Genomic DNA, 21,746 nt, shown 5'->3' on the forward strand with positions numbered 1-21,746 from the left:
TTTTGAAAATATATTGTAAGAAATAATTTACAATTTGTAAAAAATAAATTACAATTATCTAAAGAGGTGTTGCTATTGTTGCATAATAAAATTGTAGTTTGTCGAGCAGAAAAAGGTTGGACCCAAGAAGAACTGGCAACAAGAGTGGGAGTTAGTCGTCAAACTATCGCTACTCTTGAAAAGAATAAATATAACCCTTCTCTAATTCTTGCCTTTAAAATCGCAAATGCATTTGAAAAGCCGTTAACCGACGTATTTGATTATCTAGAGGAGTGATACATATGTTGTTGTTAAAAATTTTGTTATTTGGTTTAATAGTGATAAGTAAGATGTATGTAATAAAATTTCAATCAAGTGATGAAGCAAATGACGAAAGAGGAAGAGAAATTCTATATAAAACAAATAATGCTTTGTACAATATTTTATATTTAGGTATCCTTGCCATTATTGTTTTACAATTAATTGATATTATTCCTTTGCAATTTCTACCTGATTTGTTGTTATATTTTGCACTTTCATTAAGTGTGTTAGGCAGTATTTTTATATTTATTAACAGAAACAGTAAAAATTACTAATATGAGCTAAGTGTTTCATCTTGTTCTGTTAGTTGACTGAACAAAATGTTTTTTTAGTAAGCTACATAAAATAATCAATCTTTTTCATAAAAACTTAGGGAAGCCAAAAGAACCTCACACATTTTAATCAAAATATGTGGGGTTCTTCTTTTTATAAAATGAATATTTGTAGTGTAGAATATATCCAATTGATTAACCAAACTAGTATTTTAGGGACATTAACTGAAACCATAAATATAACTGCATGTCTATCTTTTTTATGAATTTCATGCCCGCGGATAAAGGACAATAATAGTAGAACTTTGATTTTTATTACAATTTTGTAAGGTTAAGTAATAAAAATCGATAGAACTAGATAAATGAATGGGATATTCTGAGTGTCGGAAAGAATATTCTGAAAAAAAGGGGTAGGACAAATGAAGAATAGACAAAAAGCGTCGATAATATGTAAAGGTATTTTATGTTTAATTATTTGTATGCTAATTACAAATGAAGTGTGGTTTATGAAAGTAGCGAGGGCAGAATCGGGTACATTGACTGATAGGAATATAGAAAACTTTAAAAAAAAGCTGGATGAACAGGTACCAAAATGGCAGGAGAATTATGAGGTACCAGGGGTTGCAATCGGGATTGTACATGAGGGGCGTATTGCTTATACACTTAACTACGGTTATGTAGATAAAAAGACAAAAAAAGCGGTGAGTGATGATACTTTGTTTCAGGCTGGTTCCATATCTAAAAGTCTTACAGCGTGGGGAATCTTGCACCTTGTAGATGAAGGGCGTTTATTACTAGATGATCCCGTTGGAAAATATCTGAACAAATGGAAATTACCTAATTCAGAGTTTAATAATAATGAAGTAACCATAAGAAGATTGTTAAGTCATACAGCAGGGCTATCTGCACATAAAGGATACCTCGGGGTTGCACCAGGGAAACATCTTGACTCTATTGAGGAGTCTCTGTCTGGAAAAGGATGGCTTAATGAACCAGTGGAGGTTACCAATAAACCAGGTTCAGAAACAATTTACTCTGGTGGCGGATATACAATTTTACAACTTGTAATTGAAGAAGTTACCGGAATACCGTTTGATCGTTATATGGAAGAACAAATTATGAAACCTTTGGGAATGAAATCTAGTTCATTTTTACAACGTCCTGAAAACCATAACCTTTCAAAAGCTTATGGATATTTTGGAGAGGAGCTCCCTAGTTACCAATTTACCGAACAGGCTGCTGCAGGTCTTAAGACAAATGTTATCGATATGATGACATTGATACTTGCAAGCATGGATACAAATAATAAAGGGAATGGTGTCATCAAAAGTGAACGTGTTGAGGAAATGCAAAAGCCAGTATTAGGGGAGAACGGTTTAAGTATATTTGAAAAAAAACTATCTAATCAATGGAAATTACTTTATCATTCTGGTGACAATCGAGGCTGGCATTCTTTTTATGGTTTTATTCCTAATACAAAGGATGGATTGGTAATCCTTACAAATGGTGAAGGTGGTATAGACTTACGACAGGATATTTACCACGCATGGATTGAATATGAAACGGGAAAATTACCTGAAAGTTACTTTTCTCTAGCAGAGCAGAGAAAAACTAACTTCATTACATCAATTGTTATTGGCGCCACACTTAGTATATATTTGCTACTATTTGTGATTAGATTGTACAAAGGTAGAAGAACTTTCATTTTTAAGCAAGAGAAGAAATCTTACATCGGATTAGTAGTTAGGACATTTTTACTTGTTGTTACTGCTGTTCTCATTTTTTGTGCTGCTTATTTGTGGAGAGTTTTTAGTTTGAATTCCGGTAATACAATAAATTTCATTCTAATAATGGCATGGATTATAACGCTATTAATTAGTGGGTTTTTCCCGAAAATTAAAAGTAATAAAAAACAACGTATGAAACGAAAAAAATTAACATCAAAATTTACATGTATGTAATGTTAAAGGCTAGAAAGCTAGATTGGCGTGAATCATTAATTGTGGAGTGCAAAAAACAACAAAATCTTTTAAAAAACACTTAATTTTTTACTCCATCTATCTTTACAATCCCTCCTTATAATGTGAATTGGACAAGCACCTAAGAGAAAGCAGAATATGTCGGTTTGTACATTCTATTATTAGGGGGAGAATTTGTATGAAAAAGACAGTTGCTTCGTTAGCAGTTATGACGGCATTATTGCCGACGTTTTCAGTGCATGCAGAAGGGAAAGAGCAAGCTCGAAAATCAGCTACAACTTTTAACGTTATTAGTGACATTCAAGGTGATTTAGGAGATTTTGATCATGTATTAAAAGATATGAATAAAGTAACGCCACTTTCTAGAGCACTTATTATGAATGGGGATATAACGCCAACTGGACAACAGTCCCAATATGATGATGTGAAGCGAGTATTAAACAAAAATAAGCATCCAGAGAATGTATGGTCAACTGTTGGGAACCATGAGTTTTACGCTGGAAAATGGACAGCTGATGGGAAGCTCTCTCAAAGTACATGGCCAAATGGTGTAACGGAAGAAACGTTATTTAATCGCTATTTACAATTTAGCGGACAAGAAAAGGTGTATCATAAAAAAGAATTAGACGGTTATCCGCTTTTATTTTTAGGAACTGAAAAATATATGAAATACCACGATTCAAAAATGTGGGATGAAGTATATATGAGTGATGAGCAATTGGGTTGGTTAAAACAAAATTTAGAAGAGTATAGCCAAAAAGATAAGAATAAGCCAATTTTCATTTTCTCTCATCACGTTTTACCTGATACGGTGTCTGGATCAAGACAATCACCGTACTTACAAGATTATTTAAACGTCGATAAGTTATACGATATATTAAAAGACTATCCGCAAGTTGTTTTCTTCACGAGTCATACGCACTGGGATTTAAACTTGCCAGACTGGGCTGGTAAAAAGAAAATTGCAGGCGGAGATAAAAAAGGATTTACTGTTGTAAATACGGGCGGGATTGAAACGGGCTGGATGTCGGCTGGACCAAATGGAGGAGAGAAGACTGCTCCTGATGGCTCTTCATTCAAACAAGGGTTGCAAGTAAAAGCATATGGTAGCGATGTAATGGTGACAGCTTATGATTACAAACGTGATAAGGAAATAAAGAAATTATTAATTAGTAATTCGAAAATTGCACAAATGGCACCAAATGTAACGGCAGATGATAGTAAAAATATAATCATCGGTGCAACGGAGTATATGGAGTACTCTGTAAAAGGAACGAACGAGTGGCTGACGTATAATCCAGGAAACCCGCCCAAATTTGACGGGGACAAAATCGTATACGTACGCCATAAAGGTGAAATGAATTTAGAGCCAGGATTAACACAGTTACTCCGTTTTTCTGCAAATAAGTGATTGGAAGAGGGCCTACTTTTTATCGAGTGGGTCCTTTTGTGTTGTCAGGTTTTGTCGGTAAGTCGATATATTTGAAAAATCGCCGATATAAATTAAGAATCGCTGATATATTTTGAAAACCGCCGATATAAGTTAAGAATCGCTGATATATTTGAAAAACCGTCGATATAAATTTCATGTACCGTATTGAAATTAAAATTTCATACACTGTACTAGAATCAAAATTCATAAGTACAATTCCATTCACCAAAGCCGAATTCCAATACATTTTTTCCCCCAGAAAGATGACTTCATCATTTTTACATGTAATAATAGTATCGTTACATACATTGTGAAAGAAGTACAAAAGGAGCGTTATTAATGAATTTAGCTAAATTCCCGAGAAAAAAATATACAGAGTCATATACACCAATTGAAAAATTAAACAATTTTTCAGAAGCACTTGGTGGGCCGACTATTTATTTTAAACGAGATGATTTACTTGGTTTAACAGCTGGTGGTAATAAGACGAGAAAGTTAGAGTTTTTAGTTGCGGATGCACAGGCAAAGGGTGCAGATACGTTAATTACAGCTGGTGGTATTCAGTCAAATCATTGCCGCCTAACACTTGCAGCGGCGGTAAAAGAAAAAATGAAATGTATCCTTGTATTAGAAGAAGGGCTTGAGCCAGAAGAGAAGCCAGACTTTAATGGAAACTATTTCTTATATCATTTACTAGGTGCTGAAAATGTCATTGTTGTACCGAACGGTGCAGATCTTATGGAAGAGATGCATAAAGTCGCGAAAGAAGTTAGTGAAAAAGGGAATATACCATATGTCATTCCGGTCGGTGGATCGAATCCTACTGGCGCAATGGGATACGTTGCTTGTGCGCAAGAAATTATGGTGCAATCATTTGACCAAGGAATTGATTTCAGTTCAGTCGTTTGCGTAAGTGGTAGTGGCGGTATGCACGCTGGTTTAATTACAGGTTTTGCTGGAACACAAAGTAACATCCCCGTAATCGGAATTAACGTAAGTAGAGGAAAAGCAGAGCAAGAAGAGAAAGTAGCAAAACTTGTAGATGAAACGTCAGCTCATGTTGGTATTCCAAACTTTATCCCGCGCGAAGCGGTTACATGCTTTGATGAATATGTAGGACCAGGTTACGCGTTACCAACGCCAGAAATGGTGGAAGCAGTGCAGCTGTTAGCAAAAACAGAAGGTATTTTACTTGATCCAGTATATACAGGCAAAGCAGTAGCGGGATTAATCGACTTAATTAGAAAAGGTACATTTAATAAAGAGGATAACATTTTATTCGTACATTCAGGTGGTTCACCAGCTTTATATGCGAATACATCTTTATTTGCGTAAGTATGAAAAAGCATTGGGTATCCAATGCTTTTTGTTATATACTGGAATTATCACAGTGTGGGAGGCGGAGTATATGAGTTCAAATTTAAAATGGATCATATATACAGTACTCAGCATTTCGATTCTATTCATTTTATTTGTGGCTTATGGAGTTTATTTATATTTCACTTAAGTAAAATGGTAACCGAACCAAAGGAAGAATAAAATAATTGCTGTATTAAATAGAGTAAAGCATAAACCGATAATTGCTAAAGTTTTCTTCTCATCTTGGCTACAAAAAGAGATAATAGCTAATAGAATTGCTATAACAGCGGAAGCTAATATGAAGTAGGCGAAAGGCACGACATATTCTATCCCAACTCTGTCTAAAATAGGTGTGAAAAGAAAAAGATTAATTGTAACGAATATACTTACAATGAGAAACGTATAACTTTTCCAAGTGTATGTTTTTAACTGCATAGACGGTACTCCTTTCTTGTTACTCTTTATATTGCTAACTATAAAATCATTTCCTTTATTTTACAATATTCATATTTTGATTGAAATGAGGTTGATGAATATGAAGGGGAGAAATGTATCTGTAGTTTTTATTGCCATAGTTATATTCATAGTAACGGGCTGTTCCAATATAATAGGAAATGAAGATCAAACAATCGAAGTGCAAAAACATGTAGATAATAAATATGAAGATTTGAAGGTAGTTACAGATAATAAGCAAGTTCAGCAAGTAAAGAAAATATTAAATGATGCTCATTTTGAAAATAAAAAAGTGCAAATGTCGCGTCCAGCTGATTATCATTTTGTTTTTCAATTTAAAAATCCGAAAATAGAGGCGAAAGCTACGTTGTATCAAATTTGGGTAATTCCTAATAAGGATAAAATAGAAATCATAGCGGGGAATAGCCAGTACGTTCAATTAGAAGGGAAAAATGCATCCACGTTGTTTCAGATTGTTACAGGGGAGAAGTTAGTTGATTAAATATATATGGAGTCTACAGTTTTTTATTTTGGGAGATACTTAGTTTTCAACAAAAATAGCTATCTTTTTATATTGGAATAAACATTGAAAATCGGATAAAATGGAAATTGGATATTGACTTACTGAACATGAGGTTCTAGGGTTGTAAGCGGATTTATGCATCTTAAGATATCCGTTAAATCGCCGATGAATAATAATACTAGGAAATATATTGTTTTTAGAAAGATTCGATGTTATGTTTAATTTTCTTAATATAATATTTCGCTTATGTAGGAGTGGCTATTTGAAGAAATTAATATTATTAGCGTTATTGGCTACATGCTGTCTCACTATTGCAGGATGTTCTAATAATAGGGTTACAACAAAGAATGATTATAAAACTTCAACACCTGAAAAGAGTGAACGTATCAATAAAGCGTGGTACAAACATATATAATAGCTTAAAGTTGTTGATGATAAAAGGGCATAGGGTGAAATGAGTTAGACCAATAGTAGAAGTTGTGAACCTTGGTGAAAAGCGGGAAGTATAGGGGGAATTCTTTTTTTATAAAAATACGATATTAAAATGTTCACAAAAAAGAGTCTACATGTAGACCCTTTTTTGTGGATATTTTTCATAAATAGAAGACATTCTAAGGTGCTATCCTCTAACTTGAACCTTCTGACATTTATTTCATTAAGTTAAAGTTCATTGAGAGTATTACTCTTTACAATTCGGGGAATGCTAGGAGCCCTGTAATAGCTCACTTGGTGTAGTTCCTTTTTCACTTTATCTACCATATTTATATATCTTTCTATAAAAAATCTAACTTTTAACGATTAAATGAAATAAAACCTACTTAAAAACAATGAAATTTCAGGGAAAATAAGGTACACTAATCAATGGTTTTGGTTTAAAATCGATTGACGTTAATGTATACGGGGGAAGATTGATGAATAACAATACAGTAAATGAATCAGTTGAAGAAGTTGAGAAAAAACGGGTAAGATCAAAAAAACGTTTTACAAATTGGAAGCTTATCGCAGCGGGTGGCGGTGTAATTGCACTTCTTATTGGGGGAATGAGTTATTATCAGGCAACTCACTTCAATTCAAATGTTACGATTAATGATACAAAAGTCGGTGGTATGAGCGCTGATGAGGCAATACAGAAATTAAAAACATCTGGACTAGCAAACAAAGTTTATATTGATCAACAACAAATTTTAGATGAAAAAGAGACAAAAACGGAACTGACGGAAAAAGATTTGCCGCAAGTTAAAAAACTATTAAAAAGCCAGTGGACATTTTTCCCTTCTTCAAAGGAAAAAGATTATTCATTGCTACCAAAAAAGGCAGAGCAGTATCGTAGTGAAACGCTGAAAAAACTTGTAGAAGAAAAGCTCGTGTCTATGAATGAAAAATTAAAGGCGCCTCAAGATGCTATGGCGAAGCTTGAACAAGGAAAAGTTGTAATTTCTAAGAGCGTTGATGGAAAACAGTACGACGTTACGAGTTTACTAAAAGATTACGATAAGCAGAAGCATAAAAGCGAAATTCATTTAAAGTCTGCATACATACAGCCTATTAAAGAAAACGATCCGATTATTAAAAAAGAAGAGAAAGCATTACAGAATCTTCTTACGCAGTCTGTTGATTATAAAGTGCAAAATGAAGTGTATTCATTAAAAGCAAAAGATTTAATTCAAAATGCCTCTATGTCAAAGGATATGAAAGTGACAATCGATGCGAGTGATATTAAGAATAAGGTTGCTGAAATTAATAAGGCTAAATCTACATTACATAAAGACTTCGCTTTTAAAACACATTCTGGTTCGGTCATATCAGTAAAAGGACAAGGATACGGCTGGGCACTAGATGTGGAAAAAGAGACAAAACAAGTTGGGCAAGCCTTTGAGAAAGGCGAAAAATCACTTTCTGCTTCTAATATTCACGGAAATGGTTGGGAGAAGGAAGGGATCGGTTATAAAACAACATCGAATAATGGCATAGGAGACACATATGCAGAAGTATCCATTGCAGACCAACAAATTTGGATTTATAAAGATGGCAAACTAGTCGTTACAACAAATGTAGTAACGGGTAAACATAGCACGGGTGAAGATACATCACCAGGTGTGTGGTACGTTCTATACAAACGAACACCATATACGCTAAGAGGTAGCGCAGTAGGGAAAGCTGATTATGCAGTGAAAGTAGATTACTGGGTTCCATTCACAAATAGCGGTCAAGGATTCCACGATGCCGGCTGGCGAAAAGACTGGGGAAGTAATGCTTATTTAACAGGAGGATCAGGCGGTTGTGTAAACCTTCTTCCTAACGTTGCAAAAACTGTGTATGATAGTTTGAATACGTATGATCCAGTTATCGTGTACTAGAAAATAGCTACGTATTAAGAACTTAAACGAATAAATAAAGCACCTGATGGTACATGAAAAAACACCTCTTGCATTCGCATACAAAGTGTGCAAATGCAATGGAGGTGTTTTTATTTGAAGGCAAGAGTTCATTGTTTATAAGAAACAAAGTGGGAAGAGATTGAGATGGAAAACTAGGTGTACAAATAATCAATAAAATTGACACTGAATATCATTTTCATTTATTATGGAATCATTGCATTTAATTAGACATGACTTTTTATTCATATAATAGATTTCTAATAAGTGTCCTATTTAAGAATTAAAACGTAGGAAAGGGAATATAAAAATGAACTGGAAAAAAGGCGGATTATGGATTATTATTTTTTTCATTGTAAAAGGTACAATTTCAACACTTTTAATCGTCACAGGTGCTAAATATTTTGATTTATCATTTATGCAACTTTTCGTACTAATACTGGTCTTATTACTGATTTCTCTCATAAGCCGAAAATTGTTGTATAGACATAAACAAAACAAAAAGCAAAAAGAGCTAAATATATAATGAAGCCCCAGAGACCTTTGGATTTCTAGGGTTTTATTTATTCAATAGTGAGTTTTGGAACCGCGATACAAATGATACACGCCATCAGTTTTACTGGTTATAAATCAAAAATGTGATAATTTTATTGAATAAATAGAAAACACTGTTCTTTTTCTTTTATTTCATTTAATATCAATAAGGGCACCAAAAAATAGATAGGGGTGCTAGAATGTACGGTATTATTAATTATGAAGTGTTTTTATTAACAGGGATTGGAATGTCAACACTAGACTGGACAATTTTTATAAGGTCTGTTTCTTATATTCCACTGGCGTTAAATAGCCTAGTGTTCCGTGAATTCGAATGTTGTTAAACCAATGAACATAATCATCAAGTTCAAGAGCGAGCTGTTCAAGAGAAGCGAAGTGTGCTCCGTTTGCGAATTCTGTTTTAAACACTTTGAACATCGCTTCGGCCACAGCGTTATCGTAGGGGCAGCCCTTCATACTTAATGATCGTTGAATTCTGAATGTTTCTAAAGCCTCTGAAATCAGTTTATTATCAAACTCTTTTCCTCGGTCTGTATGAAACATCTTGATGTTATGTAAATTTCCTTTAATACTCGCTAATGCTTTATACACAAGGTCTGCTGTCTTATTTGGACCAGCACTGTAACCTATAATTTCTCGGTTGAAAAGGTCCACAAATAAGCATACATAGTGCCATTTTTTTTCAACACGGACGTATGTTAAATCACTGACAACTACAGCTAATTGCTCTTCTTGTTTAAACTGACGTTGTAACTCATTTTTGATTGGTGCTTCATTACAGGTTTGTTTATACGGCTTGTATTGTGACACCGTATAATTTGATACAAGTCCTAATTGTTTCATAATTCGACCGATTCGACGTCTAGAAACGACCATCTTCTGTTTCTTTAATTCTACTTTGAGTTTACGAGTACCATAGTTACTACGGCTTTCTTTAAAGAGTCGTTCTATTTCGTTGGAAAGCTCAACGTCTTCTTTTTCATGTGCGTCTTGTTCACGCGGCTTGGCGTGATAGTAGTAGGTACTTTTGGCGATGTTAAGGACGTTACACATTGCTGATACTGAATATTTGTGAGTGTTATTTCGGATCACATCTATTTTCGTCCCATGATCAGCGCTGCTTGCTTTAAAATGTCATTCTCCATCATTAAACGTTGATTTTCTTTACGTAATCTGATTAACTCATTTTCTTCTTCTGTCCGATTTTCTTTAGCAGTAAATGTCCCAGTTTCTTGATGATTCTTAATCCAGCGATCCAACGCAGAAGGCGTTATTTCATATTCTCGACAGATATCTGCACGGGACTTTCCATTTCCATATAGCTTTACTAATTGAAGTTTAAATTCTGGTGTAAAAGTTCGACGTTGACGTGACATAGTAGCACGCTCCCTTAGGTTAGTATGTTAAGTCTACTAGCCCTTATAGTATCTGTCCAACTTAGTGTAGCCGATTCAGATTCTACTAAATCTAATTCCTGGTGCAGACACTATGTATATTGTGGGGAGAAGTATTTCGCAAGGTAGAAAAGCAGGTGTATATTCTGTTTTTGGTATTATTACTGGTTCTTTAGTTCATACGTTATTGGTTGCTTTTGGTTTATCTATTATACTTACAAAATCTATTGTGTTATTTAACACTATTAAGGTTATAGGTGTTATTTATCTTGTATATTTAGGAATTAAAATGATACTTGATAAGACAAATGTAGCTTTTGAAGCCTCATCCAATAAATTGAACATTAGAAAGATATATTTACAAGGGCTTTTAACAAGTCTTACAAATCCAAAAGTCTCTTTATTCTTTATTGCGTTTCTTCCGCAATTTATAGATACAAAGGCTTCAGGTCCTATGCCTTTTATCATTTTAGGAATTACTTTTACAGTAACTGGACTATTATGGTGTTTGTTTGTTGCTTTTTTCTCTTCATATGTCACGAAAAAATTAAGAGGAAATCAAAAGGTAGGAATAATTCTAAATAAAGTAACAGGACTGATTTTTATTGGTATGGGGTTAAAGTTACTTCAAACGAAGGCTCCTCAATAAACATGAATAATAAAAAAATGCCCCCCTTCAAGAGTTGTTATCTTTGCTTTAAGCTAATTTCTATATATTAAAAAGCTCCTTCAAATTTGAAGGGGTTTTTTGCAAGTTATCGGTTAATTATCTTTTTTTGAATTTACTAAAAGTTCCTAAATCCAAGCCCAATAACGATACTATCTCTAGCGAAATAATTAACATATCCTATGTAAGAAAGTTGAGGTAGCTAATAGCATATATTTTACTGAAAGGATGTGAATGAATGATGGAACGACCGAATTGGGGAATTGGAGGATTAGTATTCGTTGGTTGCATGTTTCTTGGCGGAGGAGTGGGGTCTATGTTAGGGAATGCCCAAACTGGATGGCTCATAGGAATGGGTGTTGGATTTCTTGGGATGGCTTTAATGAGACTGATCAGAAAGTAATATAACGGAGATTCTTAATACCATATGAGCTCCATACATTACAGTTAGAAGTTTCTCTTTTATATCGGTCTTTTTAAATTTTTTCCATACATAGATAGGATTCTCAAGTCGGAGGATGGCACCTTAGGGTGTATTTTTTTATGCTTTCTAAAATGTCTTACTATATAATAGATTTCGTTAGGTTCTGATAATCTTTTTTGTAATAGAATAGATTCATTACCGTTTAAGGAACTGTTGAGCGGCAATAAAGTTACTCCACTAAAGGGCCATATTGTGGTACTGTTAAGGAAAAGCGAGTAGTTGCGTTATATAAGGGGGGTGTTGGGGTGAATGTAATTGCGTGGTTGATCGTTGCTTGTGAAATAGGGTTTTGGGTTGTTATAACTTTAGGTCTGCTCACACGATATATCCTTAAGAAAAATAAATTAGGATTGTTTTTCCTAGCTTTAACACCTGTTATTGATTTAATTCTATTAGTCGTTACGGGTGTCGACTTGTATCGTGGTGCGACCGCTACCCAAGTGCATGCAATAGCTGCTGTTTATATTGGAATCTCAATCGCATTCGGTAGGAGCATGATTGGGTGGGCTGATATACGCTTTCAATATTATGTGATGAAACAAGGAGCGAAACCAGTTAAAAGATTTGGCATTGATTATGCAAAACACTACTTTAAAAGCTGGGGACAACATGTGCTTGCTTTTCTAATAGGTGCCGGAATTTTATTTGTCTTAATCTATTTAATTAACGATTCTTCTCGAACAGAAGTGTTGGCTGGCTTTCTAAAAGTATGGACACTTGTGTTGGGTATCGATCTTTTGATTGCCATAAGCAATTTTATTTGGCCGAAAAAAGAAAAAGGATAACAATTCAATAATATCGCAATTAGGCGCGATTGTTGAGCAAACACAGGTAGATAAATGATTAAACTTTTTTATGAAAAATTATTCACTAATAACAAAAAAACAAGCATTTTGATCAATCTTCTTTCAGAATATTTTGTTTTTTACATCGAAAAATCAATTTTTGTATCATGCTTTTGATCAAACTTTATTACAAACCAACAGCATTCATGGCAAGTTTATGGGTTAATAATTAATCCACGGCGAAGGTATGTTGATTTACGTTAATATTGAAGACGTTGATGATCCACTAAGCTTCGTAAGGAAAGTTAGAAGAGCGTTATGCAATTAACCTATTTATTAAGTTAGATGAGCAATAGGAAAGGATCTTTCGATGGAAGATCCTTTCCTATTATTCGTAAGTAATAGATTATGCTAATTAAAATATCTCGGATTATTAATGCTTTTTCAATGGTTTCACTAAATACTGGAGAAAGCCTCTTTCCATTTTTTGCTTCAAGTTCTTTCATACATAAGATGAAGATTTTTATGAATTAGGTTTACTTGACTAGCAGACGAACGTATTTTTTGCAAGAATCGAAATAATAATCTCCATTTTTATTGTAGTATCAGTGTCTTAGTAGAAAATAAATATATACGACAAATTTTGACAAAGAAAGGATTGTATTTTTGTTATGCTATGAAAGTTATTGATTTGTAATGTGTATATAGGAGGATTTTTAAATGTCAAAGAAATTGTTATTATTTGCACTTATGAGTTTATGTGTAATTGCTTTAAGTGCTTGTAAAGGTAATGAAAAAAAGTTAAAGGGCGCGCCAGATGAGCAAAAAGTGGATGAAGACAAAAAAGTAGAAGAAGAAAAACGTAAACAAGAAGAGCAACAAAAAGCAGAAGAAGAAAAACATAAACAAGAAGAGCAACAAAAAGCAGAAGAAGAAAAACGTAAACAAGAAGAGGAACAAAGAGCAGAAGAAGAGAAACGTAAACAAGAAGAGGAACAAAGAGCAGAAGAAGAGAAACGTAAACAAGAAGAGCAGCAAAGAGTAGAAGAAGAAAAACGTAAGCAAGAAGAGCAACAAAGAGTAGCTGAAGAAAAACGCAAGCAAGAAGAGCAACAAAGAGTAGCTGAAGAAAAACGCAAGCAAGAAGAGAAGAAAGCTCAGCAACAGCAATCTACACAACAGGAGAGAACACAAAAACAAGAAAAATCGACACAAGCAACAGGTGGGAAACCAACAAGATCACAAATTTCAGTTGGTTCGCATGTAGTTATTCAATTGGATAATGATTATAGTAAAACTGTAAGTGGCGTTGTGAAAGACATTTTGACACATAGTGAAACACATACATACGGCATTAAAGTTCGATTACAAGATGGACAAATTGGCCGTGTTCAAAGTGTTAAATAATGAAAAAAAGGTTTGACTACTTTTCAAATAAATTAAAATTAAAAAACCCGGTTCTTTCGTAAAGGAACCGGGTTTTGCATTTTGTTGGTGCTACTACACCTCTATTGATTTATCAGATACAAAATAGATGTTTTTATAATTTGAAAGATGAGGAAACGAACTTGTAGGGAGTATTAGAAGCATGTATAAGAAGATGAAATCAATGGAGAAAAGGAACTGGTTTTTAAGTCTGGGCTATGGACCTATCCTCTCGTTCTCATTCACTAAAAGAAGAACTTCCCCATACCCATTAGACTACTAAGCATTCCAATTCCATTCATAGTGCCTTTTCCTACTGTAAGTAAGTTTCCAAGCATTCCTGGCTGACCGTAACCTCCGTTATTGCCCCATCCCATGGGGCTTACCTGTCCTCCCCATCCTGGAGAGTTTCCGAAAATACCCCAGTTATTGTTACTGAATTTAAAAGCTTTAGCTGGCGGTGATAGTAAAGCGGCAAGATGTCCTTGTGCAAACATCCCTGTATGATTGAATGGTTGGGCCCAGGGGATGGGAGGTTTTTGATAATTAAAACCTGCATGGCTTGGTAATGGAGTCCAATTAGCAGGATGTCCTTGGGGCATCATCCCTGCATAATGGATTGGCTGACCAAAAGAGAAGGGAGGAGGCTCGGGAGTGAAAGTCGTATAATTGGCTGGTGAATCCCAACCAATTGGATAGAAGCGACAACTCCAATCCTCACAAATCTTCAAACCACTCGCTTCATCAGCTTTATTTATTTGGGGCTGTGAATATAATGATGACATTGAATTTTGGTTATTATATTGTTCCTCGTTTTCCTTTGAATTCACATACCAATATTGGTGCATAAGCTTATTCCCCTTACTTTAAAAAATGTAATGTTAGACTTAGCCTATGTAATATTCCTTTTTATGGATGGTTACATAACTAGATTTCCAAGCCTGTATTTAAAGGAATGGGTATGTGGACTTGTTGGTTTATCCCGCTGTTTGTTGTGGGCTGTCAGTAAAAAAACATGGATTAAAGTTTCGTTTTATTTTAGAAGGGTATTTTCATTAGCTCTTTTTGTTTATTTTAGCCTAATTTAATTTCGGTTAACAAACGTGTTTACATATTCATTCAAAATTTTAAGCTGGGTAAGTAGAATTGCTAAAAAGAGAATATCCATTCGAAGAGTTTGGCAAAATACTGCAAGGGTAATAAATTCTCGTGCAAATATGCAAACGAGTTAAATTAATCAATGGAATTGATAATGAAGGGGCAAATCAATCTATGAGTGAAACGTTACATAAAAGAAAACCACCATATGTAATGCTTGTAATCCTTTTTATTGGGGCTTTTGTTTCATTTCTAAATAACTCGCTTTTAAATGTGGCCTTGCCATCAATAATGAAGGATTTAGAAATTCAAGATTATTCAACGATCCAGTGGCTTTCTACAGGCTATATGCTTGTAAGTGGTATATTAATTCCGGCATCAGCATTTTTAATAACCCGATTCTCCAATAGGAGCTTATTCATTACATCTATGGTGATTTTTATTCTTGGTACGGCTTTAGCGGCTGTAGCACCGAACTTCGGTTTATTACTTACTGGTCGGATGGTGCAAGCAGCAGGTTCTTCAGTGATGGGACCTTTGTTAATGAATATTATGCTAGTAAGCTTTCCGAGAGAAAAAAGGGGAACAGCAATGGGGATTTTTGGGTTAGTTATGATTACAGCTCCAGCAATTGGACCGACACTATCGGGTTATATTGTAGAGTATTATGACTGGCGTTTGCTTTTTGAAATGATTTTACCGTTAGCAATCATAAGCTTACTGTTAGGGATTTGGAAATCTGAGAATGTCATGAGACAAAACAAAAATGCAAAACTTGATTATCTCTCATTACTATTATCTTCAGTCGGTTTTGGCGGTTTGTTATATGGATTCAGTTCTGCAAGCTCAGATGGTTGGACGAATAAAGTTGTCTTAACAACCTTAATCATAGGCGCTATTGCCCTAATTGCTTTCATTATCCGTCAATTAAAAATGAATGAACCGTTGTTGGATTTACGTGTTTATAAGTACCCAATGTTTGCGCTTGCGTCTGTAATTGCAATTGTCAATGCGGTGGCTATGTTTTCGGGTATGATTTTAACGCCAGCTTATGTACAAAATGTCCGCGGTATTTCACCGCTGAGCTCTGGGCTGATGATGCTTCCAGGTGCGGTAATAATGGGAGTTATGTCACCAATTACAGGTAAACTATTCGATAAATATGGCCCTCGGATTCTTGGTATAGTAGGACTTTCCATTACAGCTGTTTCAACTTATATGCTGGCAAACCTGCAACTCGACTCTAGTCACACACATATTATTCTTATTTACACATTGCGGATGTTTGGGATGGCGATGGTGATGATGCCACTTATGACAAATGGCCTTAATCAATTGCCAACTCGCTTAAATCCGCACGGTACAGCTGTTAATAATACAGCTCAACAAGTGTCCGGTTCAATTGGTACTGCTATTCTTGTTACGATTATGAATTCTGTAACAAAAACAAAAGCTGAAAGTCTAATGTCTGAATTAGATCCAACAACCTTCACAGAAGCTACGAAGGCAATGTTAACGCAGAAGGCTTTATTATCCGGAATTCAGCATTCATTCTATGTAGCGCTTGGCATGAATGTCGTTGCACTACTATTAGTTTTTTTCGTTAAACGTGTAGATACAAGCCCGGAATCTGTTGAGAGGTTAAATCGGTAGAGCAAAATAAAGCTCGAGATAATGATTCCTACAAGTTGTTTTGCTACTAAGAAGCTGATAGTTAAAACGGGAAAAGAACTGAAAGAAACAGTAAAATAATTACACATAGTGAAAAAAGGATCTGATCTTCATATCAGATCCTTTTTCATTAGAAACTATTGGCTTTCCAAATACTACAATCTTTAGTTTTCAATTTCTGATAAACATTATACTAATACGCTTCATTTTAATTTCGTATTTTTTCTGCAAGTTATAAATCTAATAGCAACAAACGACTTAGATTACCAACCTTATAAGCAATATCATAATCGTGAATAGTTATGGAAAAGATAAAATAAGGTAATCAATTACATATCTTTTGTCCCATGCGATTCATTGCTATCTTCTTTTTATTGAATGGGATATTTTAGTATTTTTTGAAAGGGTGTTTGTAATGGATAAAAAAGTATCTGCCATTCCTCAGCCGAAAACATATGGACCGCTAGGGAATCTCCCATTAATTGATAAAGATAAACCGACTCTATCGTTTATTAAGCTGGCAGAAGAGTATGGTCCTATTTTTCAAATTCAAACTTTAAGTGATACCATCATTGTCGTTTCTGGACATGAACTGGTAGCGGAAGTTTGTGATGAAACAAGATTTGATAAAAGTATAGAGGGTGCTTTAGCAAAGGTTCGTGCCTTTGCTGGAGACGGATTATTTACAAGCGAGACTCACGAACCGAACTGGAAAAAAGCTCATAATATTTTGATGCCTACATTCAGCCAACGGGCAATGAAAGATTATCATGCTATGATGGTCGATATTGCCGTGCAACTCGTTCAAAAATGGGCAAGACTGAATCCGAATGAAAACGTAGATGTCCCAGGGGATATGACTCGCCTTACATTAGATACAATTGGTCTATGTGGTTTTAATTACCGATTTAATAGCTTTTATCGTGAGACCTCTCATCCTTTTATCACTAGCATGACCCGTGCTCTAGATGAGGCGATGCACCAATTGCAGCGGCTGGATATAGAAGATAAACTCATGTGGAGAACGAAACGTCAATTTCAGCATGATATTCAATCTATGTTTTCTTTAGTAGATAATATTATTGCTGAACGTAAAAATAGTGGGAATCAGGAAGAAAATGATTTACTTTCCCGTATGTTACATGTGCAGGATCCGGAAACTGGTGAAAAATTAGATGATGAAAATATTCGTTTCCAAATTATTACCTTCTTAATAGCTGGGCATGAGACGACAAGTGGATTGTTATCTTTTGCAATCTATTTTTTATTAAAGAATCCGGATAAATTGAAAAAAGCTTATGAAGAAGTAGACCGTGTTTTGACAGATCCCACTCCAACATACCAACAAGTTATGAAGCTTAAGTATATACGGATGATTTTAAATGAATCACTACGTCTATGGCCGACTGCTCCAGCATTCAGTCTCTATGCAAAAGAAGATACAGTAATTGGTGGAAAATACCCAATTAAGAAAGGCGAAGATCGTATCTCTGTTCTTATTCCACAGCTACATAGGGATAAAGATGCGTGGGGAGACAATGTGGAAGAATTCCAACCTGAACGATTTGAAGAGCTGGATAAGGTTCCTCACCATGCTTATAAGCCATTTGGAAATGGCCAGAGAGCATGTATCGGTATGCAGTTTGCACTTCATGAAGCTACACTCGTAATGGGAATGCTTCTTCAACATTTTGAATTCATTGATTATCAAGACTATCAGCTGGACGTAAAACAAACATTAACGCTAAAGCCTGGTGATTTTAAAATTAGGATTCTACCCCGAAATGAAACTATTAGCCATACTACTGTTCTTGCGCCTACAGAGGAGAAATTGAAAAACCATGAAATCAAGCAGCAAGTTCAGAAGACTCCTTCTATTATTGGGGCCGATAATCTTTCTCTTCTTGTTTTGTATGGATCGGATACAGGGGTAGCAGAAGGCATTGCAAGAGAACTAGCAGATACAGCTAGTTTAGAAGGTGTTCAAACGGAAGTGGTAGCTCTTAATGATCGAATTGGAAGTCTACCGAAAGAAGGAGCGGTTCTTATTGTAACTTCTTCTTATAATGGAAAACCGCCAAGTAATGCAGGACAATTTGTGCAATGGTTGGAGGAATTAAAACCAGATGAGCTAAAAGGTGTTCAATACGCAGTTTTTGGTTGTGGAGATTATAATTGGGCTAGTACTTATCAGCGAATTCCAAGATACATTGATGAGCAAATGGCTCAAAAAGGAGCAACAAGATTTTCTAAACGCGGAGAAGCAGATGCAAGTGGTGATTTCGAGGAACAGCTCGAGCAATGGAAACAAAGTATGTGGTCTGATGCGATGAAGGCATTTGGATTGGAACTTAACAAAAACATGGAGAAAGAACGCAGTACTTTGAGTCTTCAATTTGTTAGCCGTCTTGGAGGTTCTCCTCTTGCGCGAACATATGAAGCAGTTTATGCATCTATATTGGAAAATCGTGAACTTCAATCATCTAGCAGTGAAAGAAGCACGCGACATATTGAGATATCATTGCCGGAAGGCGCTACGTATAAAGAAGGTGACCACCTTGGGGTGCTGCCAATTAATAGTGAGAAAAATGTCAACCGAATTTTAAAACGCTTTGGATTAAACGGGAAGGATCAAGTCATACTGAGTGCAAGTGGACGAAGTGTAAATCACATACCTTTAGACAGTCCTGTTCGTTTATATGACCTTCTTAGTTATAGTGTTGAAGTGCAAGAAGCAGCCACTCGAGCACAAATACGAGAAATGGTGACATTCACAGTATGCCCTCCTCATAAAAAGGAATTGGAATCATTATTGGAAGAAGGAGTTTATCAAGAACAAATATTAAAGAAACGTATTTCAATGTTAGATCTTCTTGAAAAGTATGAGGCTTGTGAAATCCGATTTGAACGCTTTTTAGAACTTCTTCCTGCGCTCAAACCGCGTTACTATTCTATCTCAAGTTCTCCACTCGTTGCCCAGGATCGTCTGAGCATTACGGTTGGTATTGTTCATGCGCCTGCATGGAGTGGGGAAGGGACATATGAAGGAGTCGCTTCTAATTATTTAGCTCAGCGTCAAAATAAAGATGAGATTATTTGTTTCATTCGAACGCCACAATCAAACTTTCAATTACCTGAAAATCCAGAAACACCAATTATCATGGTTGGACCAGGTACTGGAATTGCACCATTCCGTGGATTTTTACAAGCGCGTCGTGTTCAAAAGCAAAAAGGTATGAACTTAGGAGAAGCACATCTATACTTTGGTTGTCGTCATCCTGAAAAGGATTATCTCTATCGTACAGAACTAGAAAATGATGAAAGAGATGGATTAATCTCTTTACACACAGCTTTTTCTCGCCTAGAAGGACATCCTAAAACATATGTACAGCATGTAATAAAAGAAGATAGAATCCATTTAATTTCGCTATTAGATAATGGAGCTCATCTTTATATATGTGGTGATGGAAGTAAAATGGCTCCAGACGTAGAAGATACCCTTTGTCAAGCCTATCAAGAAATTCATGAAGTTAGTGAACAAGAAGCAAGGAATTGGTTGGATCGTGTGCAAGATGAAGGGCGATATGGAAAAGATGTTTGGGCTGGTATATGAATGTTTCTTAATTAGATAAGTAATATGTAACGAATGAACTTCTTTCGAATAAGTGAATAACTCATTTATAAAAATCCCGTATTTTTATTGAATACGGGATTTTCTTATTTTTAATAAGCTGGACTCATACTGTAGAAAAATAAGAGGTAGTTCATTTGACAATTAAAATGACCTACTATAATATATATGCCATAGCATATAATTAATAAAATGAATACATTCACTGTGAATAATTGACTGGTATGCTATACTCTTTTATATATTAATTTATAGAGGTGATATATGAACTTACATGATTTAATAGGCTATCTTGTTCATCGTACTGATGTGAAAATGACGAATTATTTTACGAAGAAATTAAAGCCTTTTGGAGTTACGCCAGAGCAGTGGGGGATTATTAGTGTTCTTTGTAGCCAAAGGGCCACTACTCAAAAAGAGTTAGCAGAAGCAATTGATAAAGATCAAACTACTGTCGTAAGAATGATACAGTCAATGGAGAGAAAAGGGATTGTAAAGAAGGCTTTGAATGAGCAAGATCGACGTTCACATAACCTTTTTTTAACTGAAAAAGGCGACGAGTTAAAGAAAACAATTTTGCCTGTAGTGACAGACGCTCACCATTTCGTTACGAGTAATTTGAGCGAGGAAGAAATTAAAGTATTACAATCATTATTAAACAAATTGTATGATACACGCTATTAATACTTGTTCCTTATTGATGCCATGCTATTTATAAGGAACAACCTCTGTTTTATATCTTATATATGCTATAGCATATATTGTGTTTCGGGGAATGGTAGAGATAGCTTTATTTTGTATAATATTTAATTCAGATCACTTTTTTTCTAGTACCAGTCAAAATTTCGTATTGTATATGCTATAGCATGTAAATGTATCAAATAAATAAGAAAGATGTGATTGCTATTTTAATATTAATCAATGTAGTAAAAGTTGTATTATTTCTGTTCTTTTTAATGACAGGAACGAAAATTATATCTGGGAAAATGGCAGATGAGTTTAAGCGATTTGGTTTACCTTCGTTTTTTAATTTCTTAACTGGAGCTTTTGAAATTGTGGGAGCAATTGGAATGTTGATAGGGATTTGGGTTCCAATGGCAGCTTTATTGGCAGGATTGTTGTTAGGCGGTACGATGCTTGCAGCTGCATTAACCCTTATTGTATTAGCGAGAGATCCTTTTAAGAAAGCAATGCCTGCACTTGTTTTGTTCGTCCTTAGTGTAGGGATAAGTTTGTATCATATTTTTTAAACATAACCTAAAGCAGTTAAACTGTATGCGTTTAAGTTGCTATCGTTTTGTAATTATTTTATAAAAGGGGTTTTGAAAATGTAGGTGAAATTT

Annotated in this window: 19 protein-coding genes and 1 pseudogene; 17 read left to right on the top strand and 3 right to left on the bottom strand. The window is 35.0% G+C overall.

The window, feature by feature from the left end; genetic code table 11:
* Positions 1-75: 75 nt before the first annotated feature.
* From QCI73_RS11585 to cuyA, 5 genes are all read left to right on the top strand, one after another.
* The gene (locus tag QCI73_RS11585) at positions 76-276 is read left to right on the top strand and encodes a helix-turn-helix transcriptional regulator (protein ID WP_000903048.1); all 201 of its coding nucleotides are present in this window, start codon (positions 76-78) and stop codon (positions 274-276) included.
* 5 nt (positions 277-281) lie between these two features.
* The gene (locus QCI73_RS11590; protein WP_000925447.1) at positions 282-575 is read left to right on the top strand and encodes a hypothetical protein; all 294 of its coding nucleotides are present in this window, start codon (positions 282-284) and stop codon (positions 573-575) included.
* A gap of 416 nt (positions 576-991) precedes the next feature.
* Complete coding sequence (locus QCI73_RS11595; RefSeq protein WP_353822958.1) at positions 992-2,533, top strand: serine hydrolase domain-containing protein; 1,542 nt, start codon at positions 992-994, stop codon at positions 2,531-2,533.
* 196 nt (positions 2,534-2,729) lie between these two features.
* Complete coding sequence (locus QCI73_RS11600) at positions 2,730-3,962, top strand: DUF4073 domain-containing protein (RefSeq protein ID WP_353822959.1); 1,233 nt, start codon at positions 2,730-2,732, stop codon at positions 3,960-3,962.
* 360 nt (positions 3,963-4,322) lie between these two features.
* Positions 4,323-5,318: a D-cysteate sulfo-lyase gene (cuyA, locus tag QCI73_RS11605; RefSeq protein WP_327923030.1), complete on the top strand. Its 996-nt coding sequence runs from the start codon at positions 4,323-4,325 to the stop codon at positions 5,316-5,318.
* A 168-nt stretch (positions 5,319-5,486) separates the two neighbouring features.
* On the opposite strand, the gene QCI73_RS11610 is transcribed toward cuyA, so the two are convergent.
* Positions 5,487-5,777, bottom strand: coding sequence for a hypothetical protein (locus QCI73_RS11610; RefSeq protein ID WP_001176313.1), 291 nt, complete (start codon positions 5,775-5,777; stop codon positions 5,487-5,489).
* 100 nt (positions 5,778-5,877) lie between these two features.
* Between QCI73_RS11610 and QCI73_RS11615 the strand changes: the two genes are divergently transcribed.
* From QCI73_RS11615 to QCI73_RS11625, 3 genes are all read left to right on the top strand, one after another.
* On the top strand, positions 5,878-6,297 hold the full coding sequence (locus tag QCI73_RS11615; protein ID WP_353822960.1) for a YhfM domain-containing protein: 420 nt from the start codon (positions 5,878-5,880) through the stop codon (positions 6,295-6,297).
* 932 nt (positions 6,298-7,229) lie between these two features.
* Positions 7,230-8,675, top strand: coding sequence for a L,D-transpeptidase family protein (locus QCI73_RS11620; RefSeq protein WP_353822961.1), 1,446 nt, complete (start codon positions 7,230-7,232; stop codon positions 8,673-8,675).
* A gap of 328 nt (positions 8,676-9,003) precedes the next feature.
* A complete protein-coding gene (locus QCI73_RS11625) occupies positions 9,004-9,219 on the top strand; it encodes a hypothetical protein (RefSeq protein WP_098671258.1) in 216 nt (71 codons plus the stop codon).
* Positions 9,220-9,500: 281 nt separating this feature from the next.
* Here QCI73_RS11625 and QCI73_RS11630 read toward each other — a convergent pair.
* A protein-coding gene (locus QCI73_RS11630) for an IS3 family transposase (protein ID WP_085964333.1) occupies positions 9,501-10,624 on the bottom strand; the annotation gives its coding sequence in 2 pieces (ribosomal slippage) (positions 9,501-10,378 and positions 10,378-10,624; 1,125 coding nt in all).
* 73 nt (positions 10,625-10,697) lie between these two features.
* Here QCI73_RS11630 and QCI73_RS11635 point away from each other — a divergent pair.
* The 5 genes and pseudogenes from QCI73_RS11635 (at position 10,698) to QCI73_RS11655 (ending at position 13,985) form a co-directional block, all read left to right on the top strand.
* Positions 10,698-11,291 (top strand): LysE family translocator, encoded by a 594-nt coding sequence (locus QCI73_RS11635; protein ID WP_353824106.1) that lies wholly within the window; start codon positions 10,698-10,700, stop codon positions 11,289-11,291.
* Between the two features lie 256 nt (positions 11,292-11,547).
* Positions 11,548-11,712: a hypothetical protein gene (locus tag QCI73_RS11640; RefSeq protein ID WP_000970616.1), complete on the top strand. Its 165-nt coding sequence runs from the start codon at positions 11,548-11,550 to the stop codon at positions 11,710-11,712.
* A gap of 326 nt (positions 11,713-12,038) precedes the next feature.
* Positions 12,039-12,578, top strand: a complete 540-nt coding sequence (locus QCI73_RS11645) for a hypothetical protein (protein WP_353822962.1) — start codon at positions 12,039-12,041, stop codon at positions 12,576-12,578.
* 250 nt (positions 12,579-12,828) lie between these two features.
* Positions 12,829-12,906, top strand: a pseudogene (locus QCI73_RS11650) (DUF1259 domain-containing protein); the annotation flags it as partial.
* A gap of 392 nt (positions 12,907-13,298) precedes the next feature.
* A complete protein-coding gene (locus tag QCI73_RS11655) occupies positions 13,299-13,985 on the top strand; it encodes a YwbE family protein (RefSeq protein ID WP_353822963.1) in 687 nt (228 codons plus the stop codon).
* 263 nt (positions 13,986-14,248) lie between these two features.
* Here QCI73_RS11655 and QCI73_RS11660 read toward each other — a convergent pair whose 3' ends face one another.
* Positions 14,249-14,851 carry a hypothetical protein gene (locus QCI73_RS11660; RefSeq protein WP_327923035.1) on the bottom strand — a complete coding sequence of 201 codons (603 nt, stop codon included), beginning with the start codon at positions 14,849-14,851 and terminating at the stop codon, positions 14,249-14,251.
* Between the two features lie 424 nt (positions 14,852-15,275).
* Between QCI73_RS11660 and QCI73_RS11665 the strand changes: the two genes are divergently transcribed.
* The 4 genes from QCI73_RS11665 (at position 15,276) to QCI73_RS11680 (ending at position 21,653) form a co-directional block, all read left to right on the top strand.
* Positions 15,276-16,754: a DHA2 family efflux MFS transporter permease subunit gene (locus QCI73_RS11665; protein WP_353822964.1), complete on the top strand. Its 1,479-nt coding sequence runs from the start codon at positions 15,276-15,278 to the stop codon at positions 16,752-16,754.
* Between the two features lie 433 nt (positions 16,755-17,187).
* Complete coding sequence (gene cypD, locus QCI73_RS11670; protein ID WP_353822965.1) at positions 17,188-20,385, top strand: bifunctional P-450/NADPH--P450 reductase; 3,198 nt, start codon at positions 17,188-17,190, stop codon at positions 20,383-20,385.
* Between the two features lie 282 nt (positions 20,386-20,667).
* Positions 20,668-21,087, top strand: coding sequence for a MarR family winged helix-turn-helix transcriptional regulator (locus QCI73_RS11675; protein WP_001048553.1), 420 nt, complete (start codon positions 20,668-20,670; stop codon positions 21,085-21,087).
* A gap of 188 nt (positions 21,088-21,275) precedes the next feature.
* A complete protein-coding gene (locus QCI73_RS11680) occupies positions 21,276-21,653 on the top strand; it encodes a DoxX family protein (protein ID WP_327923038.1) in 378 nt (125 codons plus the stop codon).
* Positions 21,654-21,746 lie beyond the last annotated feature (93 nt).

Source organism: Bacillus cereus group sp. MG16, from assembly GCF_040459875.1.
Taxonomy (GTDB): Bacteria; Bacillota; Bacilli; order Bacillales; family Bacillaceae_G; genus Bacillus_A; species Bacillus_A paranthracis.